The organism is Streptomyces sp. (assembly GCF_019510245.1).
In the GTDB taxonomy this organism is placed as follows: domain Bacteria; phylum Actinomycetota; class Actinomycetes; order Streptomycetales; family Streptomycetaceae; genus Streptomyces.
Map to the genome: position 1 here is coordinate 1 of NZ_JAEKKT010000091.1, position 14,619 is coordinate 14,619.

Sequence of the window (14,619 nt, forward strand, 5' to 3'; positions counted from 1 at the left end):
CCCGGGTAATACCTCCCCCATGACATCACTCGGCGCAGTCTTCCGCCCCCAGCTACCCCCCGAGCGGCTGCGGGACGTGGTCCGGGTTGCTGAGGGGGTGGGGCTTGAGGAGTTGTGGTTGTGGGAGGACTGTTTTCGGGAGGGTGGGATCTCCGCGGCGGCGGCCGCTCTCGCGTGGTCGGAGCGGGTGCGGGTCGGGGTCGGGCTGTTGCCGGTGCCGTTGCGGAACGTCGCCGTCACCGCGATGGAGGTCGCCGCGCTGCACCGGATGTTCCCGGGGCGCGCGGTCGTCGGCGTCGGGCACGGCGTGCAGGACTGGATGGGCCAGGTCGGCGCCCGCGCGGAGTCCCCACTGACCCTGCTGCGCGAGCATCTCGACGCCCTGCGCGCGCTGTTGCGCGGGGAGCGGGTCACGGTGGACGGGCGGTACGTCCGGCTCGACGGCGTCGCGCTCGACTGGCCGCCCGCCGGCCCCGCCGAGGTCCTCGCCGGCGCCGAAGGCCCCCGTACCCTCCGCCTGTCCGGTGCCGCCGCCGACGGCACCGTGCTCACCTCCGCCACCTCTCCCGACGGCGTCCGCCGGGCCCTGCGGCTCATCGAGGAGGGGCGGCTGGCCGCGGGGCGCGGCGCGGACGAGCCGCACCGGGTCGTCGTGTACCTGCTGACCGCCACCGGGTCCGACGGCCCCGCCCGGCTCCGTGCCGAACTCGTCGCGGAGGGGCTGGAGTCCGTCCCCGACCTCGGCGTGGCCGGCGACGCGGGCGCCGTCGCCAAGGCCGTGCAGCGGCTCGTGGAGGCCGGTGCCGACACCGTCATCCTCCAGCCGACGGCGGACGAACCCGACCCCGAGGGCTTCGTGCGGTTCACCGCGGAGGGGGTCCGGCCGCTGGTGCCCTAGTCCCGGGCGCCGGCCGCCGGCAGCCCGGCGTTGTCAGTGGCGGGTGCCACACTCGCCGGTATGACCACCGATGACGTTCGGCTGCGGCCCGTACAGGACGACGACCTCGAGATCTTCCTCGCCTACGAGCACGACCCGGAGGCCGTCCGGCGGTCGAGGTTCACGCCCCGGCCGCGGGAGGCCTTCCTCCGGCACTGGAGAGAGCGGGTGCTCGGGGATCCGAGCGGCCGGGTGCGGACCGTCCTCGCGGACGGGGAGGTCGCGGGGAACATCGTCGCCTGGTGGGACGGCGAGCGCCGGTTCACTGGGTACTGGCTCGGGCGGGCCTATTGGGGCAGGGGCGTCGGCAGCCGCGCCCTCGCGCTCTTCCTCCAGGAGGAGACCGTACGGCCCCTGTTCGCCGACCTGTTCGCCGAGAACACCGCCTCCGTACGGCTGCTGGAGAAGAGCGGCTTCGTGCCGTGCGAGGACGGGGAGCACCCCGTGGACGAGGGGTTCGTGCTGCTCGTGCTGCGCGAGCACGCCACGGGGGCACCCTGACGCCCTCGCGACGCGCTCGCCGCCCACGAACCCGTCACACCGTGCCCGTGGCGCGCGGATGGTCGCCCGTCGTCCCGTCGATGAGTTCCCGCAGGATGTCCATGTGCCCGGCGTGCCGCGCCGTCTCCTCGACCATGTGGACGAGGACCCAGCGGAGCGAGACCGGGTGGTCCCGCCAGTCCGGGTGGCCCAGCGAGTCCAGCGGATGCCCGGTGATCACCGCGTCGGAGGCGGCGCGCGCACGGCCGTAGAAGTCGATGATCTGCTGCGTCGTCTCACCGGGGCCGATGGACAGGTCGTCGTCGGTGTAGGGGTCGAACCACAGCGGCTCCACCTCACCGCCGAAGGCCGAGGCGAACCAGCCGTACTCCACCGACGCCAGATGCTTCACCAGCCCCAGCAGGTTCGTGCCCGACGGCGTCATCGGGCGCCGCAGCTGTTCGTCGTCCAGGCCCTGCAGCTTCCACAGGACCGCGTCCCGGTGCCGGTCCAGGCCGGCGTGCAGGATTTCCTTCTCACCGGCCGTGTACGTGTCGTCGGTCGTCATGGCGGGTGAAATTAGCAGCGGGGACCGACAGTCCGCTGCGATGCTGCGGGTCATGGCAGAGCAGCGGACGCACCGCACCTTCGAGGACCTCGTCGCCGAGGGCACCGCCGTGCCGACCGAGGGGTGGGACTTCTCCTGGTTCGAGGGGCGGGCCACCGAGGCGCGCCCCTCGTGGGGGTACGCCCGTGCGGCCGGCGGGCGGCTGGCCCGCGCCACGGCGGCGCTCGACATCCAGACCGGTGGCGGCGAGGTGTTCGACTTCGCCCTGGGCACGGCGGCCCCGGACCGGCCCCGGCTGCTCGCCGCCACCGAGGGCTGGCCGCCGAACGTCCCGAAGGCGAGCGCTCTGCTGGGCGCGCGCGGTGTGGTGGTCGTCGCCTCGCCCGAGGACGCCCCGTTGCCGTTCGCCGACGAGACCTTCGACCTGGTGCTCAGCAGGCATCCGGTGCGGGCCCACTGGGCCGAGATCGCGCGCGTGCTGCGGCCGGGCGGCACGTACTTCGCGCAGCACGTCGGGCCCGCCAGCGTCTTCGAGCTCGTCGAGTTCTTCCTCGGCCCGCAGCCGGAGGCCGTCCGCGGCCGCCGCCACCCCGACACCGAGCGCGCCGAGGCGGAGGCGGCCGGGCTGGAGGTGGCCGGTCTGCGGGCGGAGCGGCTGCGGATGGAGTTCCACGACATCGCGGCCGTCGTCTGCTTCCTGCGGAAGGTCGTGTGGATGGTCCCGGGCTTCACGGTCGAGGCGTACGAGCCGCAACTCCGCGCCCTGCACCGGCGGATCGAGACCGACGGGCCCTTCGTCGCGCACAGCGCCCGGCACCTCTTCGACGCCCGCAGACCGGCGCGCCGGCCGTGATCCATCGGCCTTGGAATGCCAGGCGGCGAAGAATGGCCAAGAACCGCCGTCCGGGCCTTCGGGCACCCACCCGGTTGAGAGGAACGTGAAACGATCAAGGCGGGGCGTCAGGGGATGTTACCGATCAATACGGTCAACTCGTGTCCTAGTGCGTGAACCTACGCATATGTGAAGGGAGAATCCCTCCGTTCACCTCTCATTTTCACAGCGTTCTCACATCGTTACCTCTTTCGCTTCGTATCACCCGATCGGCTCACGTAAGTTCAGACCAAGGCAATTCGCGTGAGCAAAGCTGCGCGGGCGGTACCGCGCGGTGGAGGGGGCTGCGCGGTGCCGCGACGCCCCGCCTGCCCCCGTCAAGGCGCCGTTCGCACCCGGGGTAGCCCGTCGGGGGGATGGGTGAGCAACTCGCCGAGGTGTCCACAAGACGGCTCAAACCCTCCTGATCTCCGCGCAAGCGGCCACTTTTCCTGGGATTCCGCCGTGAATCGGCCATGCGGGACCCTCGAATCCAGCGTTTCCGGCCCACCGGGGCGTCGCCGGACGACTCCGGAGAGTAGTTGATGCGCGCTGATGCACGCAGCATCACTTACGAAGGGTTATGGTGGAAGCCCCCCCTCGGGCCGGTCCGTCTCCCCCCCACGGACCGGCCCGTTTTTTTCACCCACGTCCCCATCGGTCTCAGGGCCGCGCTCCCGAAGGGTGCCGGGGCACCTCCAGGCCGAAGGCCGGGGGAGGAACTGCGCGACCGGTCACGACCCGCCCGTGGTCGCGTGGCGACCTCAACTCCCCACCCCTGGGGCGTCAACCGGCTCAACCACCGGAGGGGTAGGCTTCGGCGGGCGGACCCCCGCATCCGATTCATGAGGGGCGGACTTCAAGTGAACCTGCGCGACAAGCTGCGCGGCCTGCTCGTCAGGCTCTACGCACGCCGGGTGGAAGGCCACCTGGACCACGCCCAGGTGCCCAAGCACATCGGCGTCATCGTGGACGGCAGCCGCCGTTGGGCGAAGGCCGCCGGCTCCACACCTGTCGACGGTCACCGCGCCGGTGCCGAGAAGATCGAGGAGTTCCTCGGTTGGTGCACCGAGACGGACGTCGAGGTCGTCACCCTCTGGCTGCTGTCGACGGACAACTTCAACCGGCCGCCGGAGGAACTCGTCCCCCTCCTCGGCATCATCGAGGACGTCGTCCGCACCCTCGCCGCCGACGGCCGCTGGCGCGTCCACCACGTCGGCACCCCGGACCTGCTGCCCGCCCCGATGCAGACCGCGCTGAAGGAGGCCGAGGAGGCCACCGCGCACGTCGACGGAATACTGGTGAACGTCGCCATCGGCTACGGCGGCCGCCAGGAGATCGCCGACGCCGTCCGCTCGATGATCCTCGACGCCCACGACAAGGGCGTCGCGATGGAGGACCTCGCCGAGTCCGTCGACATCGACATGATCGGCCGTCACCTCTACACCGGTGCCCAGCCCGACCCCGACCTGGTGATCCGCACCAGCGGCGAGCAGCGGCTGTCCGGATTCATGCTCTGGCAGACCGCCCACTCCGAGTACTACTTCTGCGAGGTCTTCTGGCCCGCGTTCCGCAAGGTCGACTTCCTGCGCGCCCTGCGTGACTATGCGGCCCGGCACCGCCGCTACGGCGGGTGACGTCTTCCTGACGGCGGACGTCAACACGGCATACGACCCCCGCCACGGCCGCCACGCTGGATGACCACGTCGTCACGGTCGATGACCCCACGCCACCCATGAGGCGTAAATCACCCATATGGGGGCGCGGGTAACACGGAGTTCACCTGCGCGTCGTTGCGGACCGTGGCATGGCGGCGCATGTTCGAGGGCATAAGCCAGACAGGCCGACGCCCGAACCCCGGGCATCGGATCTCAGCGGGCGGCTCGGGGCCGTCCGCCCGGGAGGCCCTTTGCACCAGCCCGACCGTGCGGTCACGGCACGGAAGAAGCAGCGGGGGGCCGGTTTTCGGCCCGTGCAGGGTGGCCGTCAACCGGTCCAGCTCGCCATCGTCGCTCCCCGACCTCATCCGAGGGGGTACGTCCTTCCGTGGTGACCAGCACAACGCGCCGCAAGTCCGACCGGCGCACCTATGTTCTCGACACCAGCGTCCTGCTGGCCGACCCGAACGCCATGGCCCGCTTCGAGGAGCACGAGGTAGTGCTCCCGATCGTCGTGGTCACGGAACTGGAGGCCAAGCGGCACCATCCGGAACTCGGTTACTTCGCCCGGCAGGCGCTGCGCCTGCTCGACGACTACCGGGTCCGGCACGGCCGCCTCGATGCCCCCATCCCGATCGGGGACCTCGGCGGCACCATCCGTGTCGAGCTCAATCACTCGGACCCCAGCGTGCTGCCGAGCGGCTACCGCCTGGGGGACAACGACTCCCGCATCCTCGCGGTGGCCCGCAACCTGCAGGCCGAGGGGTACGACGTCACCGTCGTCTCGAAGGACCTGCCGCTCAGGATCAAGGCGTCGTCGGTCGGCCTCCTCGCCGAGGAGTACCGCGCCGAACTCGCCATCACGGACTCCTCCGGCTGGACCGGAATGTCCGAACTGACCCTGCCCGGCGAGCAGGTGGACATCCTCTTCGAGGAAGGGCACGTGTACGTCCCGGAGGCCTCCGACCTCCCCGTGCACACGGGCCTGACCATCCAGTCGGAGCGCGGCAAGGCGCTCGGCCGGGTGACCTCCGAGGGCAACATCCGCCTGGTGCGCGGCGATCGCGAGGCGTTCGGCATCAAGGGCCGCAGCGCCGAGCAGCGCATCGCGCTGGACCTGCTGCTCGACCCGGACGTCGGGATCGTGTCGATGGGCGGCCGGGCCGGCACCGGCAAGAGCGCGCTGGCGCTGTGCGCGGGCCTGGAGGCGGTCCTGGAGCGCCGCCAGCACCAGAAGGTGATGGTCTTCCGTCCGCTGTACGCGGTCGGCGGGCAGGAGCTGGGCTATCTGCCGGGCTCCGAGGCGGAGAAGATGAGCCCCTGGGCGCAGGCGGTCTTCGACACCCTCTCGGCGGTCACCAGCCGCGAGGTCATCGAGGAGGTCACCGCCCGCGGCATGCTGGAGGTGCTGCCGCTCACCCACATCCGCGGCCGCTCGCTGCACGACGCGTTCGTGATCGTGGACGAGGCCCAGTCGCTGGAACGGAACGTCCTGCTGACCGTTCTGTCCCGGATCGGCGCCAATTCACGGGTCGTTCTGACCCACGATGTGGCGCAAAGGGACAATCTGCGAGTCGGGCGATACGACGGTGTGGTCGCGGTGGTGGAGAAACTGAAGGGGCATCCGCTCTTCGCGCATGTCACCCTCACCCGGTCCGAGAGGTCCCAGATCGCTGCCCTTGTGACCGAAATGCTGGAGGACGGGCACATCTGAACCCTCTGATCCCCGTGTCCAACCTGGGCTGACGGCCCACCCGTTGGCGCCGTCCGGCAAAGGCCCCGAGCCTAGCCGGGCGGCGCCTTCGCGCGTGGCGGTTTCCTGAAATCCCCGGGGAGAAACCGGATGTGAGCTTTCACACGCAACTCGGAATTGCCACCCGGCGTCGGGTTACGGCAGAGTCTCACTCCTGTCAGGCCCCGCATACGACACACCTGTACCCCCAGCGGTACGGAACAACAGAAGCAGCACTGCTAATTCCATAGCGACGTCGTATGCCGCCCGAGCACCATGCGGCGCTCCCCTCCGGAGTTGCCCACCGGGCCCGTGTCTCCCGTGACCCAGTAGTGAGGAGACCAGTGTCAGGGGCAAGATTGCGTCCGCCAGGGTCACCGAAGCGGGCGATGCTGGAAGGAAACCGTGTGAGCCGGATCTCGGTCCGGGGATTCGCAGTGGCCTCGGCCACCGCGGTCACCGCCGTCGGAAGCGTCGTGGGTGTGGCCTCGGGCAGTGTTGCCCAGCCGAACAACGACGCCGAGGCTACGGCAGCCGACACCACGCTCCTGGCCGACCTGCCCGCGGGTCAGCAGGCCCAGGTGCAGACCGCGTCCCTGACGCAGCAGGCCGACGCCGTGGCGATCCAGGCGGACGCGTCCGCCAAGAAGGACGCCGAGCAGGCCGCCCGGGTGGCCGCGGCCAAGACCGCCGAGGCCAAGAAGGCCGAGGCCGAGAAGGCGGCCAAGGAGGCCAAGGAGCGCGCCGAGGCGAAGCAAGCGGCCAGCCGTTCCTCGTCCAGCTTCCCGGTCCAGAGCTCGTACACCGTGGCGCAGATCCAGGCGATGGCGCAGCAGATGGTGGCCGGCGGCCAGTTCCAGTGCTTCAGCAACATCGTGGACCACGAGTCCAGCTGGAACTACCAGGCGGTCAACGCCTCCTCCGGCGCCTACGGTCTCTTCCAGGCCCTGCCCGGCTCCAAGATGTCCTCGGTGGGCGCCGACTGGCAGACCAACCCGGCCACGCAGATCAAGTGGGGCCTGAACTACATGAACTCCCGGTACGGCAGCCCGTGTGAGGCGTGGTCGTTCTGGCAGGCCAACCACTGGTACTAGGCGTTCCGCCGGGTCAGGCCGACAAACGGCGCCGCGGTCCGAGGTCGTCTGCGGGTCGCATGTGGCTGAGCGCGCAGTTCCTCCCCCAGCCTCCGGCCGGGGGTACCCCCAGCGCCCTTACTGCGATCGGCCTCTCTCAACCTTCGACAGCCCCTCCCCGTCCTAGGGGGAGGGGCTGTTGCCCTGTACGGTCGTTGCGGACGACTCCAGGGGGGAGTGGGTGGGGAGAGGGCGGATCATGTCGCGCGTGCCTGAGTGGCTCGGTCGTATCGGGGCCGGACTGACCGAGATGGGCGAGCGGTTGGACGAGCGCCGGGCCGAGGTGGAGCGGGAGCACGCCGAGCCGGAGCCGGCCGCTCCGGCCGTGGCCGTACCGGCGCCCGCCCCGGCCCCGGACCCGCCGGCCCCCGCGCCCGTCCGTAAGCCGGTGCCGCGTCCCGACCCGGTGACGGCCATCCCCTGGGGCGTGCGGGTCGCGGCCGAGGCCGGCTGGCGGCTGCTGGTGCTGGCAGGCACGGTCTGGATCCTGATGCGGGTCATCAGCGCCGTCCAACTCGTCGTGTTCGCCTTCGTCATCGCGCTGCTGATCACCGCCCTGCTCCAGCCGACGGTCGCCCGCCTGTGCCGCTACGGCATGCCCCGCGGCCCGGCCACCGCGCTCACCGCCATCTCCGGCTTCGTGGTGATCGGCCTGATGGGCTGGTTCGTGACCTGGCAGGTCATGGAGAACATCGACACGCTCTCCAGCCAGGTCCAGAACGGCATCGACGACCTGCGCAACTGGCTGCTGAAGAGCCCCTTCCACGTCACCGACAAACAGATCAACCAGATCGCCAAGAACCTCCGCGAGGCGATCGGCGCCAACACCGACCAGATCACCTCGTTCGGCCTGGAGGGCGTCCAGGTGATCGTGGAGGCCCTGACCGGCATCCTGCTGGTCTTCTTCTCCACGCTCTTCCTGCTGTACGACGGCGCGCGCATCTGGCAGTGGTTCCTGAAGCTCGTGCCGTCCGCCGCCCGCGAGGGGGTCGCCGGCGCCGGTCCGCGGGCCTGGCGCACGCTCACGGCCTACGTCCGGGGCACGGTCCTGGTCGCCCTCATCGACGCCATCTTCATCGGCATCGGCATCTACTTCCTGGACGTCCCGATGGCCGTGCCGCTGGCCGTCTTCATCTTCCTGTTCTCGTTCATCCCGCTCGTCGGCGCCGTCGCCTCCGGCGCGCTGGCGGTGATCGTGGCGCTGGTCACCCAGGGCGTGTTCACCGCGGTCATGACCCTGGCCGTCGTCCTCGCGGTCCAGCAGATCGAGGGCCACATCCTCCAGCCGTTCATCCTCGGCCGCGCGGTCCGGGTCCACCCCCTCGCGGTGGTCCTCACGGTCGCGGCCGGCGGCATGGTCGCGGGCATCGGCGGAGCGGTGGTGGCGGTGCCGCTGGTGGCGGTGACCAACACGGTCGTCAGCTATCTGCACCACTACTCGCACGAACGCTACGAGGCCACCGAGCCCGACGAAGCCGACCAGCCACCCCACCCGGCGCCCGCCGACGGCGATCGGCCCCACAATCCAGCCCGTCCGGCACCCGACGACGGCGATCGGCCACACACATCAGCCCGTCTGGGGGAGTTTGAGGACGAGGCCGTTCAGGCCGAAGGGGGGTCCGGGGGCGCAGCCCCCGAGGACGCGGAAGACCCCGCCCACCGGCGGTGAGCGGGGTCCGCGAAACGCCGGCGCCTACTCGAACTCGGCCAGCACGGCCTCGGCCTCCAGGGCGGAGCCGACCGCCTGGACCACCGAGGCGATCTTGAACGCCTCCTGGATCACCTCACGGCCGACCCCGGCCTTGCGCAGCACCTGCTCGTGGGAGTCCAGGCACATTCCGCAGCCGTTGACCGCGGACACCGCGAACGACCACAGCTCGAAGTCGACCTTGTCGACCCCGGGGTTGCCGATGACGTTCATCCGCAGGCCCGCGCGCAGGGTGCCGTACTCGTGGTCGGAGAGCAGGTGGCGGGTGCGGTAGAAGACGTTGTTCATCGCCATCACCGCGGCCGCGGCCTTGGCCGCCGTGTACGCCTCGGGCGTGAGGTTCGCCTTCGCCTCCGGTGCCAGCTCGCGCAGCACGATCGGGGAGCGGACGGCGATGGCGGTCGCCAGGACCGTGCCCCACAGCTGCTGCGCCGGAAGCTCCGAGTTGCCGATGACCGAACCCAGGTTGAGCTTCAGGTCCTTGGCGTAGTCCGGTACGGCGGACTTGAGGGCGTCGAGGGACACGGGGTCACTCACCCGCCAGGAGCGCGACCGGGTCGAGGGTGTCGTCGCCCTTGGTCCAGTTGCACGGGCAGAGCTCGTCGGTCTGGAGCGCGTCCAGCACCCGCAGGACCTCCTTGGGGTTACGGCCCACCGAGCCCGCGGTCACCATGGAGAACTGGATCTCGTCGTTCTGGTCGACGATGAACACCGCGCGCTTGGCGAAGCCGTCCTCGCCCTCGATGCCGAGGTCGCGCATCAGCTCGTGCTTCGAGTCGGCCATCATCGGGAACGGCAGCTCGCGCAGGTCGTCGTGGTCCTTGCGCCAGGCGTGGTGGACGAACTCGGAGTCACCGGAGAAGCCGAGGATCTGCGCGTCGCGGTCGGCGAACTCCTCGTTCAGCTTGCCGAAGGCGGCGATCTCGGTGGGGCACACGAAGGTGAAGTCCTTGGGCCACGCGAAGACCACCTTCCAACCCTGGTAGGTCTTGTGGGTGATCGTCTCGAACTCCTTGCCCTTCTCCAGCGAGACGCAGGCGGTCAGTTCGAACTCGGGAAACTTGTCACCGACAGTGAGCACGCGCTCTCCTTGCAGCGCGGAGCGACCCCGGATCGCGGGGTCTGCTCCGATGGGTGGGACGCCGCCGATCGTGGCACAAGGTGCATTGATTCCTGAAATAGCTACACTCGGTCGAGTTGATCGGAGGTGGCTATCAGTGGCTGTGGGTAATCCCCTGGGGAACGCTACCGGGGGCGGGGCCGGTGGCGGCGGCAAGCGGCGCCAGCCCAGTCTCGCGCAGCTGCGCGCCTTCTGCGCGGTCGCCGAGCACCTGCACTTCCGGGACGCGGCGGCCGCGACAGGCATGAGCCAGCCCGCGCTGTCGGGGGCCGTCGCGGCCCTTGAGGAGACCCTCGGCGTCACGCTCCTGGAGCGCACGACCCGCAAGGTGCTGCTGTCGCCCGCCGGTGCGCGGCTCGCCGTACGGGCCAGGGCGGTGCTGGAGGAGGTGCAGGCGCTGCTGGTGGAGGCGGCGGCAGTGCGGGCGCCGTTCACCGGCGCGCTGCGGCTCGGGGTGATCCCCACCGTCGCGCCGTATCTGCTGCCCACGGTCCTCGGACTGGTCCACGACCGCTATCCGGACCTCGACCTCCAGGTCCACGAGGAGCAGACCGCCGGCCTCCTGGACGGGCTCGCCTCCGGCCGGCTGGACCTGCTGCTGCTCGCGGTCCCCCTGGGCGTCCCGGGGGTCGTCGAACTCCCGCTGTTCGACGAGGATTTCGTGCTCGTCACGCCGCTCGGACATCCGCTCGGCGGCCGCGACGGCATCGCCCGCGATGCGCTCAAGGAGCTGAACCTGCTGCTCCTCGACGAGGGGCACTGTCTGCGCGACCAGGCCCTGGACATCTGCCGGGAGGCCGGCCGTGAATTCAAAGGGGCGGGGCGTAGCCCCTCGGCCGAGGGCGGTGGTGGGCGACGGGAGGGCGCTCCGGTGACCACCACGGCCGCCGGGCTCGCCACCCTCGTCCAGCTGGTCGCCGGCGGGCTCGGCTGCACGCTGCTGCCGCACACCGCCGTCAAGGTCGAGACCAGTCGCAGCGACCAGCTCCTCACCGGCTCCTTCGCGGAGCCCGCGCCGAGCCGCCGGATCGCCCTCGCGACGCGCGCCGGGGCGGCCCGCGGCGCCGAGTACCGGGAGCTGGCGGCCGCGTTGCGCGAGGCACTGCGGCCGCTGCCCGTCCGGGTCCTCGGCGCCGGATCCTGACACCGGCTACTCGGTGCGCAGGCCGTCCGGGCGCATCAGCCGCAGCAGGGGCGGCAGGCTGAGCAGGGTCACCGCGAGGACGACCGCCGCGCCGAAGCCGGTCATCGCCAGCACGCCCGGCCAGTCCACGCGCACCGTGGAGCCGACCATCTTCAGCAGCACCGTGCCCAGCGTCAGCCCCACCACGCCGGCCAGCAGCAGGCCGAGCCCGACCGGGATCGCCGTCTGCCACAGCACCGACAGGCTCAGCGTGCGGCGCCGGGTGCCGAAGGCGACCAGGGCCGACAGCAGCTTCTTGCGCTCCCGCAACTGCTCCAGCTGGCTGACCAGCAGGCTCGCGCCGATCAGCGCCAGTACGGCGGCGGCGCCGACGAACAGGCCGGTGCGGATGGACTCGAACTGGCTGTTCCGCTCGAACGAGGTCAGCGTCTCCGCGTGCATCAGCGGATCGATCCGGACCGCCGTGTCGATCACGTACTCGTGGGCGTCGCGCACCCCGGAGTCGAGGGACAGGTAGACCACGCCCCGCACCGCCGTGCTGGCACCGGGCGGCAGCGCGCCCGGGGTGAACAGGAGGCCGCCGCGCTTGTAGCCGGTGGGGTCCTCGCGGGACTCGGCCTGCTTCAGCCCCGCCGGTACGGTCCAGGGGGTCACGGGGCCGTGGCCGACGTCGCCGCTGTAGGCGGGGTTGAGGTAGAGGGTCCGGCCGTTCTTCTCCGCGGTCGCCAGCAGTTTCGCCGTCTCGGAGTCGGAGTCGGAGCCCTTCAGCGCGAAGGCGTCGCCGTCGTGGCAGGACGGCAGGGTCGCCACCTCGCGCAGCGAGGCACAACTGCCCACGCTCACCGACGCGGTCCGGCCCGGCTCCTTCTTCCGGTCGCCGGCCTCGCCGTCGGCGATCGAGACCACCTTCCGCACGCCCTTGGTGGCGGTCATGGCCTGGGCGACCTCGGGCACCTGGACGCCCGTCGGCACCTGGACCGACATCTGCGCGCGGTCGAGGTCGTTGGTGGTCTGCTTGGTGTAGTCGGCCTCGACACCCGCGAAGACCATCTGCAGCGCGATCGCACCGGCCACCGCCACCGCGATGCCGTTGACCATGCGGGCCGCCATGCCGCTGCTCAACTGCAGCCGCCTGACCGCCAGCTGCCAGGCCACCGCGCCCCGGCCGAGCCGGCCCACGACCGTCTCCACGACCCACGGCAGGAGCGCCGTGATGCCGACCAGGAGGAGCAGGACGCCGCCGGTCACCAGGTACTGGTTGAAGTCGCCGCCGCCGCGGCCCTGCCCGATCATCGGGTAGAGCGCCGCCAGACCGGCCACCGGGAGCAGCAGCCGCCACCACAGCCGGCGGCGGGTGGGCTTCGCCGTCCGCACCACGCCCAGCGGCTCGATGACCACCCCGCGCAGCGTGAACAGGGTCACCAGCACGGCGGCCGCCGGGACCAGGACCGCCACCAGCGCGGCCAGTACGGGGGAGGGGTTGAGATAGCTCGGGAACACGCTGGTGCCGAACACCTCGGCGTTGCCCGCGAGCTGACGGCCGACCAGGAAGAAGCCGAGGCCGAGGACGAGTCCGAGCAGTGCGCCCGCCATCGCCTCGCCGGCCGCGATCCGCCGTACCATCCGGCCGTCGGAGCCGACCAGCCGCAGCGCGGCCAGGCGCCGGTCGCGGCGCTCGCCGCCGAAGCGGACGGCGGCGGCGACGAACACGGCGACCGGCATCAGCAGGATCACGAAGACCACGAGGACGAGCAGCGTGAGGACGGGGTCGGTCTCCGCGTCCGGAGACCGCGGGCTGCCGAAGTGGTCGATCCGGGCCACGTCCGGCGGTCGGATGTGGGCGGCGAGGTCGTCGGAGCCCGCGTAGTAGGCGAGTTCCTGCGAGCCGGTCAGTCCGCTCTCCGCGATGGTGGCGGTGATCCGGTACGGCAGCCGGGTCCGCAGGAGCGCTCCGTCGGGGGAGTCCAGCAGCCGCTTCAGGGCCGGCGAGACGGCCATCTCGCCGGGTGCCGGGTACTGGGTGAGTCCGGGCGGCACCGGCGCCTTCGCGCCCTCCCGCTGGATCATCCGGCCGCGTATGTCGTTGCCGTGGTAGGGCGTGTCGATGTCCGCGATGACGAACGTCTTCTCGCCGGCCTTCATGGGCCGGCCGAAGACGTACGTGTAGTCCGCCCGGGCCACGTCGCGCTGGTGGCGTACGGCCAGCGCGTTCGGGATGGCCGTGGTGAGCAGCAGCAGCGCCACCCCCAGGCCCACGCCGACCGCCGTCATCGCGGCCCGGAACCAGCCCTCGCGGCCGCCCGCGAAGGCGAACCGGACCCCCATGGCCAGGTCCCTGATCCACTGCCTGCCGTTCATACCGCCCGCTCCATGTCCCGGGACTTCCCGTCGCGTACGACGATCTCGCGGTCGGAGTAGGCGGCCACGCGTGCCTCGTGCGTGACGAGGACGACGGCCGCGTTGGTGGAGCGGGCGGCGTCCGTCAACAGCTCCATCACCCGCTCGCCGTTGAGCGAGTCGAGCGCGCCGGTCGGCTCGTCCGCGAACAGCACCCGGGGACCGGTCACCAGCGAGCGGGCCACCGCGACCCGCTGCCCCTGGCCGCCGGAGACCTCGCCCGGACGCTTCTTCGCGAGGTCGTCGACCTCCAGCTTCTCCATCCAGCCGAGCGCGGCCCGCTCGGCCTCCCTGCGGGAGGTGCCGTTCAGCCGCAGCGGCAGCGCGACGTTCTCCACGCAGGTCAGTTCGGGCACCAGCTGCCCGAACTGGAAGACGAACCCGAACTCGGTGCGCCGCAGGGCGCTGCGCTCGGCGTCGCTCATGGTGGCCATCTCGCGGCCGGCGTACATGATCGACCCGGAGTCGGGCGGCACGATCCCGGCGAGGCAGTGCAGCAGCGTCGACTTGCCGGAGCCGGACGGCCCCATCACGGCGACGACCTCGCCCGGATGTATGGAGAACTCGGCGCCGTCGAGGGCGACGGTCGGGCCGTACGCCTTGCGGAGCTTGTCTGCCGTGAGCAGCGAACCGGCGGGAGCGTTCACTTGGCCACCTCCGCGCGGAGCTTGTCGAGCCGGGCCGCGGTCAGTTCCAGCCAGCGCAGGTCCGCCTCCAGGTGGAACAGGGCGTGGTCGCAGACGAGCTGGTCCGCGAGGTCGCCGTGGCGCTTGCGGTCGGTGAGGATGCGCATGCTGCGCAGGTGCTCGGAGCGCTGGCTGTCGAGGATGTCGCCGGCGTTGCGGTGCGTCAGCAGCGCGAGCACGACCTT

Annotated in this window: 13 protein-coding genes and 1 pseudogene; 8 read left to right on the forward strand and 6 right to left on the reverse strand. The window is 71.2% G+C overall.

The window, feature by feature from the left end:
* Positions 1-19: 19 nt before the first annotated feature.
* Positions 20-898 carry an LLM class flavin-dependent oxidoreductase gene (locus JF597_RS05345; protein WP_293989722.1) on the forward strand — a complete coding sequence of 293 codons (879 nt, stop codon included), beginning with the start codon at positions 20-22 and terminating at the stop codon, positions 896-898.
* A 60-nt stretch (positions 899-958) separates the two neighbouring features.
* Positions 959-1,438: a GNAT family N-acetyltransferase gene (locus JF597_RS05350; protein WP_293989726.1), complete on the forward strand. Its 480-nt coding sequence runs from the start codon at positions 959-961 to the stop codon at positions 1,436-1,438.
* A 34-nt stretch (positions 1,439-1,472) separates the two neighbouring features.
* On the opposite strand, the gene JF597_RS05355 is transcribed toward JF597_RS05350, so the two are convergent.
* A complete protein-coding gene (locus JF597_RS05355; RefSeq protein ID WP_293989729.1) occupies positions 1,473-1,985 on the reverse strand; it encodes a DinB family protein in 513 nt (170 codons plus the stop codon).
* 52 nt (positions 1,986-2,037) lie between these two features.
* On the opposite strand from JF597_RS05355, the gene JF597_RS05360 reads away from it, so the two are divergent.
* The 5 genes from JF597_RS05360 (at position 2,038) to JF597_RS05380 (ending at position 9,048) form a co-directional block, all read left to right on the forward strand.
* The gene (locus tag JF597_RS05360) at positions 2,038-2,838 is read left to right on the forward strand and encodes a class I SAM-dependent methyltransferase (RefSeq protein WP_293989732.1); all 801 of its coding nucleotides are present in this window, start codon (positions 2,038-2,040) and stop codon (positions 2,836-2,838) included.
* An 881-nt stretch (positions 2,839-3,719) separates the two neighbouring features.
* Positions 3,720-4,493 (forward strand): isoprenyl transferase, encoded by a 774-nt coding sequence (locus JF597_RS05365; RefSeq protein ID WP_293989735.1) that lies wholly within the window; start codon positions 3,720-3,722, stop codon positions 4,491-4,493.
* 409 nt (positions 4,494-4,902) lie between these two features.
* Positions 4,903-6,228, forward strand: a complete 1,326-nt coding sequence (locus JF597_RS05370; RefSeq protein ID WP_293989737.1) for a PhoH family protein — start codon at positions 4,903-4,905, stop codon at positions 6,226-6,228.
* Between the two features lie 425 nt (positions 6,229-6,653).
* Entirely contained in the window at positions 6,654-7,340 is a 687-nt protein-coding gene (locus tag JF597_RS05375; protein ID WP_293989740.1) for a transglycosylase SLT domain-containing protein, read from the forward strand.
* Positions 7,341-7,578: 238 nt separating this feature from the next.
* Positions 7,579-9,048: an AI-2E family transporter gene (locus JF597_RS05380; protein ID WP_293989743.1), complete on the forward strand. Its 1,470-nt coding sequence runs from the start codon at positions 7,579-7,581 to the stop codon at positions 9,046-9,048.
* A 24-nt stretch (positions 9,049-9,072) separates the two neighbouring features.
* On the opposite strand, the gene JF597_RS05385 is transcribed toward JF597_RS05380, so the two are convergent.
* Both JF597_RS05385 and JF597_RS05390 read right to left on the reverse strand, forming a co-directional pair.
* A complete protein-coding gene (locus JF597_RS05385; RefSeq protein WP_293989755.1) occupies positions 9,073-9,612 on the reverse strand; it encodes an alkyl hydroperoxide reductase in 540 nt (179 codons plus the stop codon).
* A 4-nt stretch (positions 9,613-9,616) separates the two neighbouring features.
* Positions 9,617-10,168, reverse strand: coding sequence for a peroxiredoxin (locus tag JF597_RS05390; RefSeq protein WP_293989745.1), 552 nt, complete (start codon positions 10,166-10,168; stop codon positions 9,617-9,619).
* Between the two features lie 142 nt (positions 10,169-10,310).
* On the opposite strand from JF597_RS05390, the gene JF597_RS05395 reads away from it, so the two are divergent.
* The gene (locus tag JF597_RS05395; RefSeq protein WP_293989747.1) at positions 10,311-11,351 is read left to right on the forward strand and encodes a LysR substrate-binding domain-containing protein; all 1,041 of its coding nucleotides are present in this window, start codon (positions 10,311-10,313) and stop codon (positions 11,349-11,351) included.
* A gap of 6 nt (positions 11,352-11,357) precedes the next feature.
* Here JF597_RS05395 and JF597_RS05400 read toward each other — a convergent pair whose 3' ends face one another.
* The 3 genes and pseudogenes from JF597_RS05400 to JF597_RS05410 form a co-directional block, all read right to left on the reverse strand.
* Entirely contained in the window at positions 11,358-13,709 is a 2,352-nt protein-coding gene (locus JF597_RS05400) for an FtsX-like permease family protein (RefSeq protein ID WP_293989749.1), read from the reverse strand.
* The gene (locus JF597_RS05405) at positions 13,706-14,395 is read right to left on the reverse strand and encodes an ABC transporter ATP-binding protein (RefSeq protein WP_293989752.1); all 690 of its coding nucleotides are present in this window, start codon (positions 14,393-14,395) and stop codon (positions 13,706-13,708) included. Before JF597_RS05405 ends, JF597_RS05400 begins: the two co-directional genes overlap by 4 nt.
* Positions 14,392-14,619, reverse strand: a pseudogene (locus tag JF597_RS05410) (PadR family transcriptional regulator); the annotation flags it as partial. The pseudogene JF597_RS05410 and the gene JF597_RS05405, both read right to left, overlap by 4 nt.

Coding starts and splice junctions, on each gene's coding strand:
- JF597_RS05345 (WP_293989722.1), top strand. CDS start 20: ATGACATCACTCGGCGCAGTCTTCCGCCCCCAGCTACCCCCCGAGCGG.
- JF597_RS05350 (WP_293989726.1), top strand. CDS start 959: ATGACCACCGATGACGTTCGGCTGCGGCCCGTACAGGACGACGACCTC.
- JF597_RS05355 (WP_293989729.1), bottom strand. CDS start 1,985: ATGACGACCGACGACACGTACACGGCCGGTGAGAAGGAAATCCTGCAC.
- JF597_RS05360 (WP_293989732.1), top strand. CDS start 2,038: ATGGCAGAGCAGCGGACGCACCGCACCTTCGAGGACCTCGTCGCCGAG.
- JF597_RS05380 (WP_293989743.1), top strand. CDS start 7,579: ATGTCGCGCGTGCCTGAGTGGCTCGGTCGTATCGGGGCCGGACTGACC.
- JF597_RS05400 (WP_293989749.1), bottom strand. CDS start 13,709: ATGAACGGCAGGCAGTGGATCAGGGACCTGGCCATGGGGGTCCGGTTC.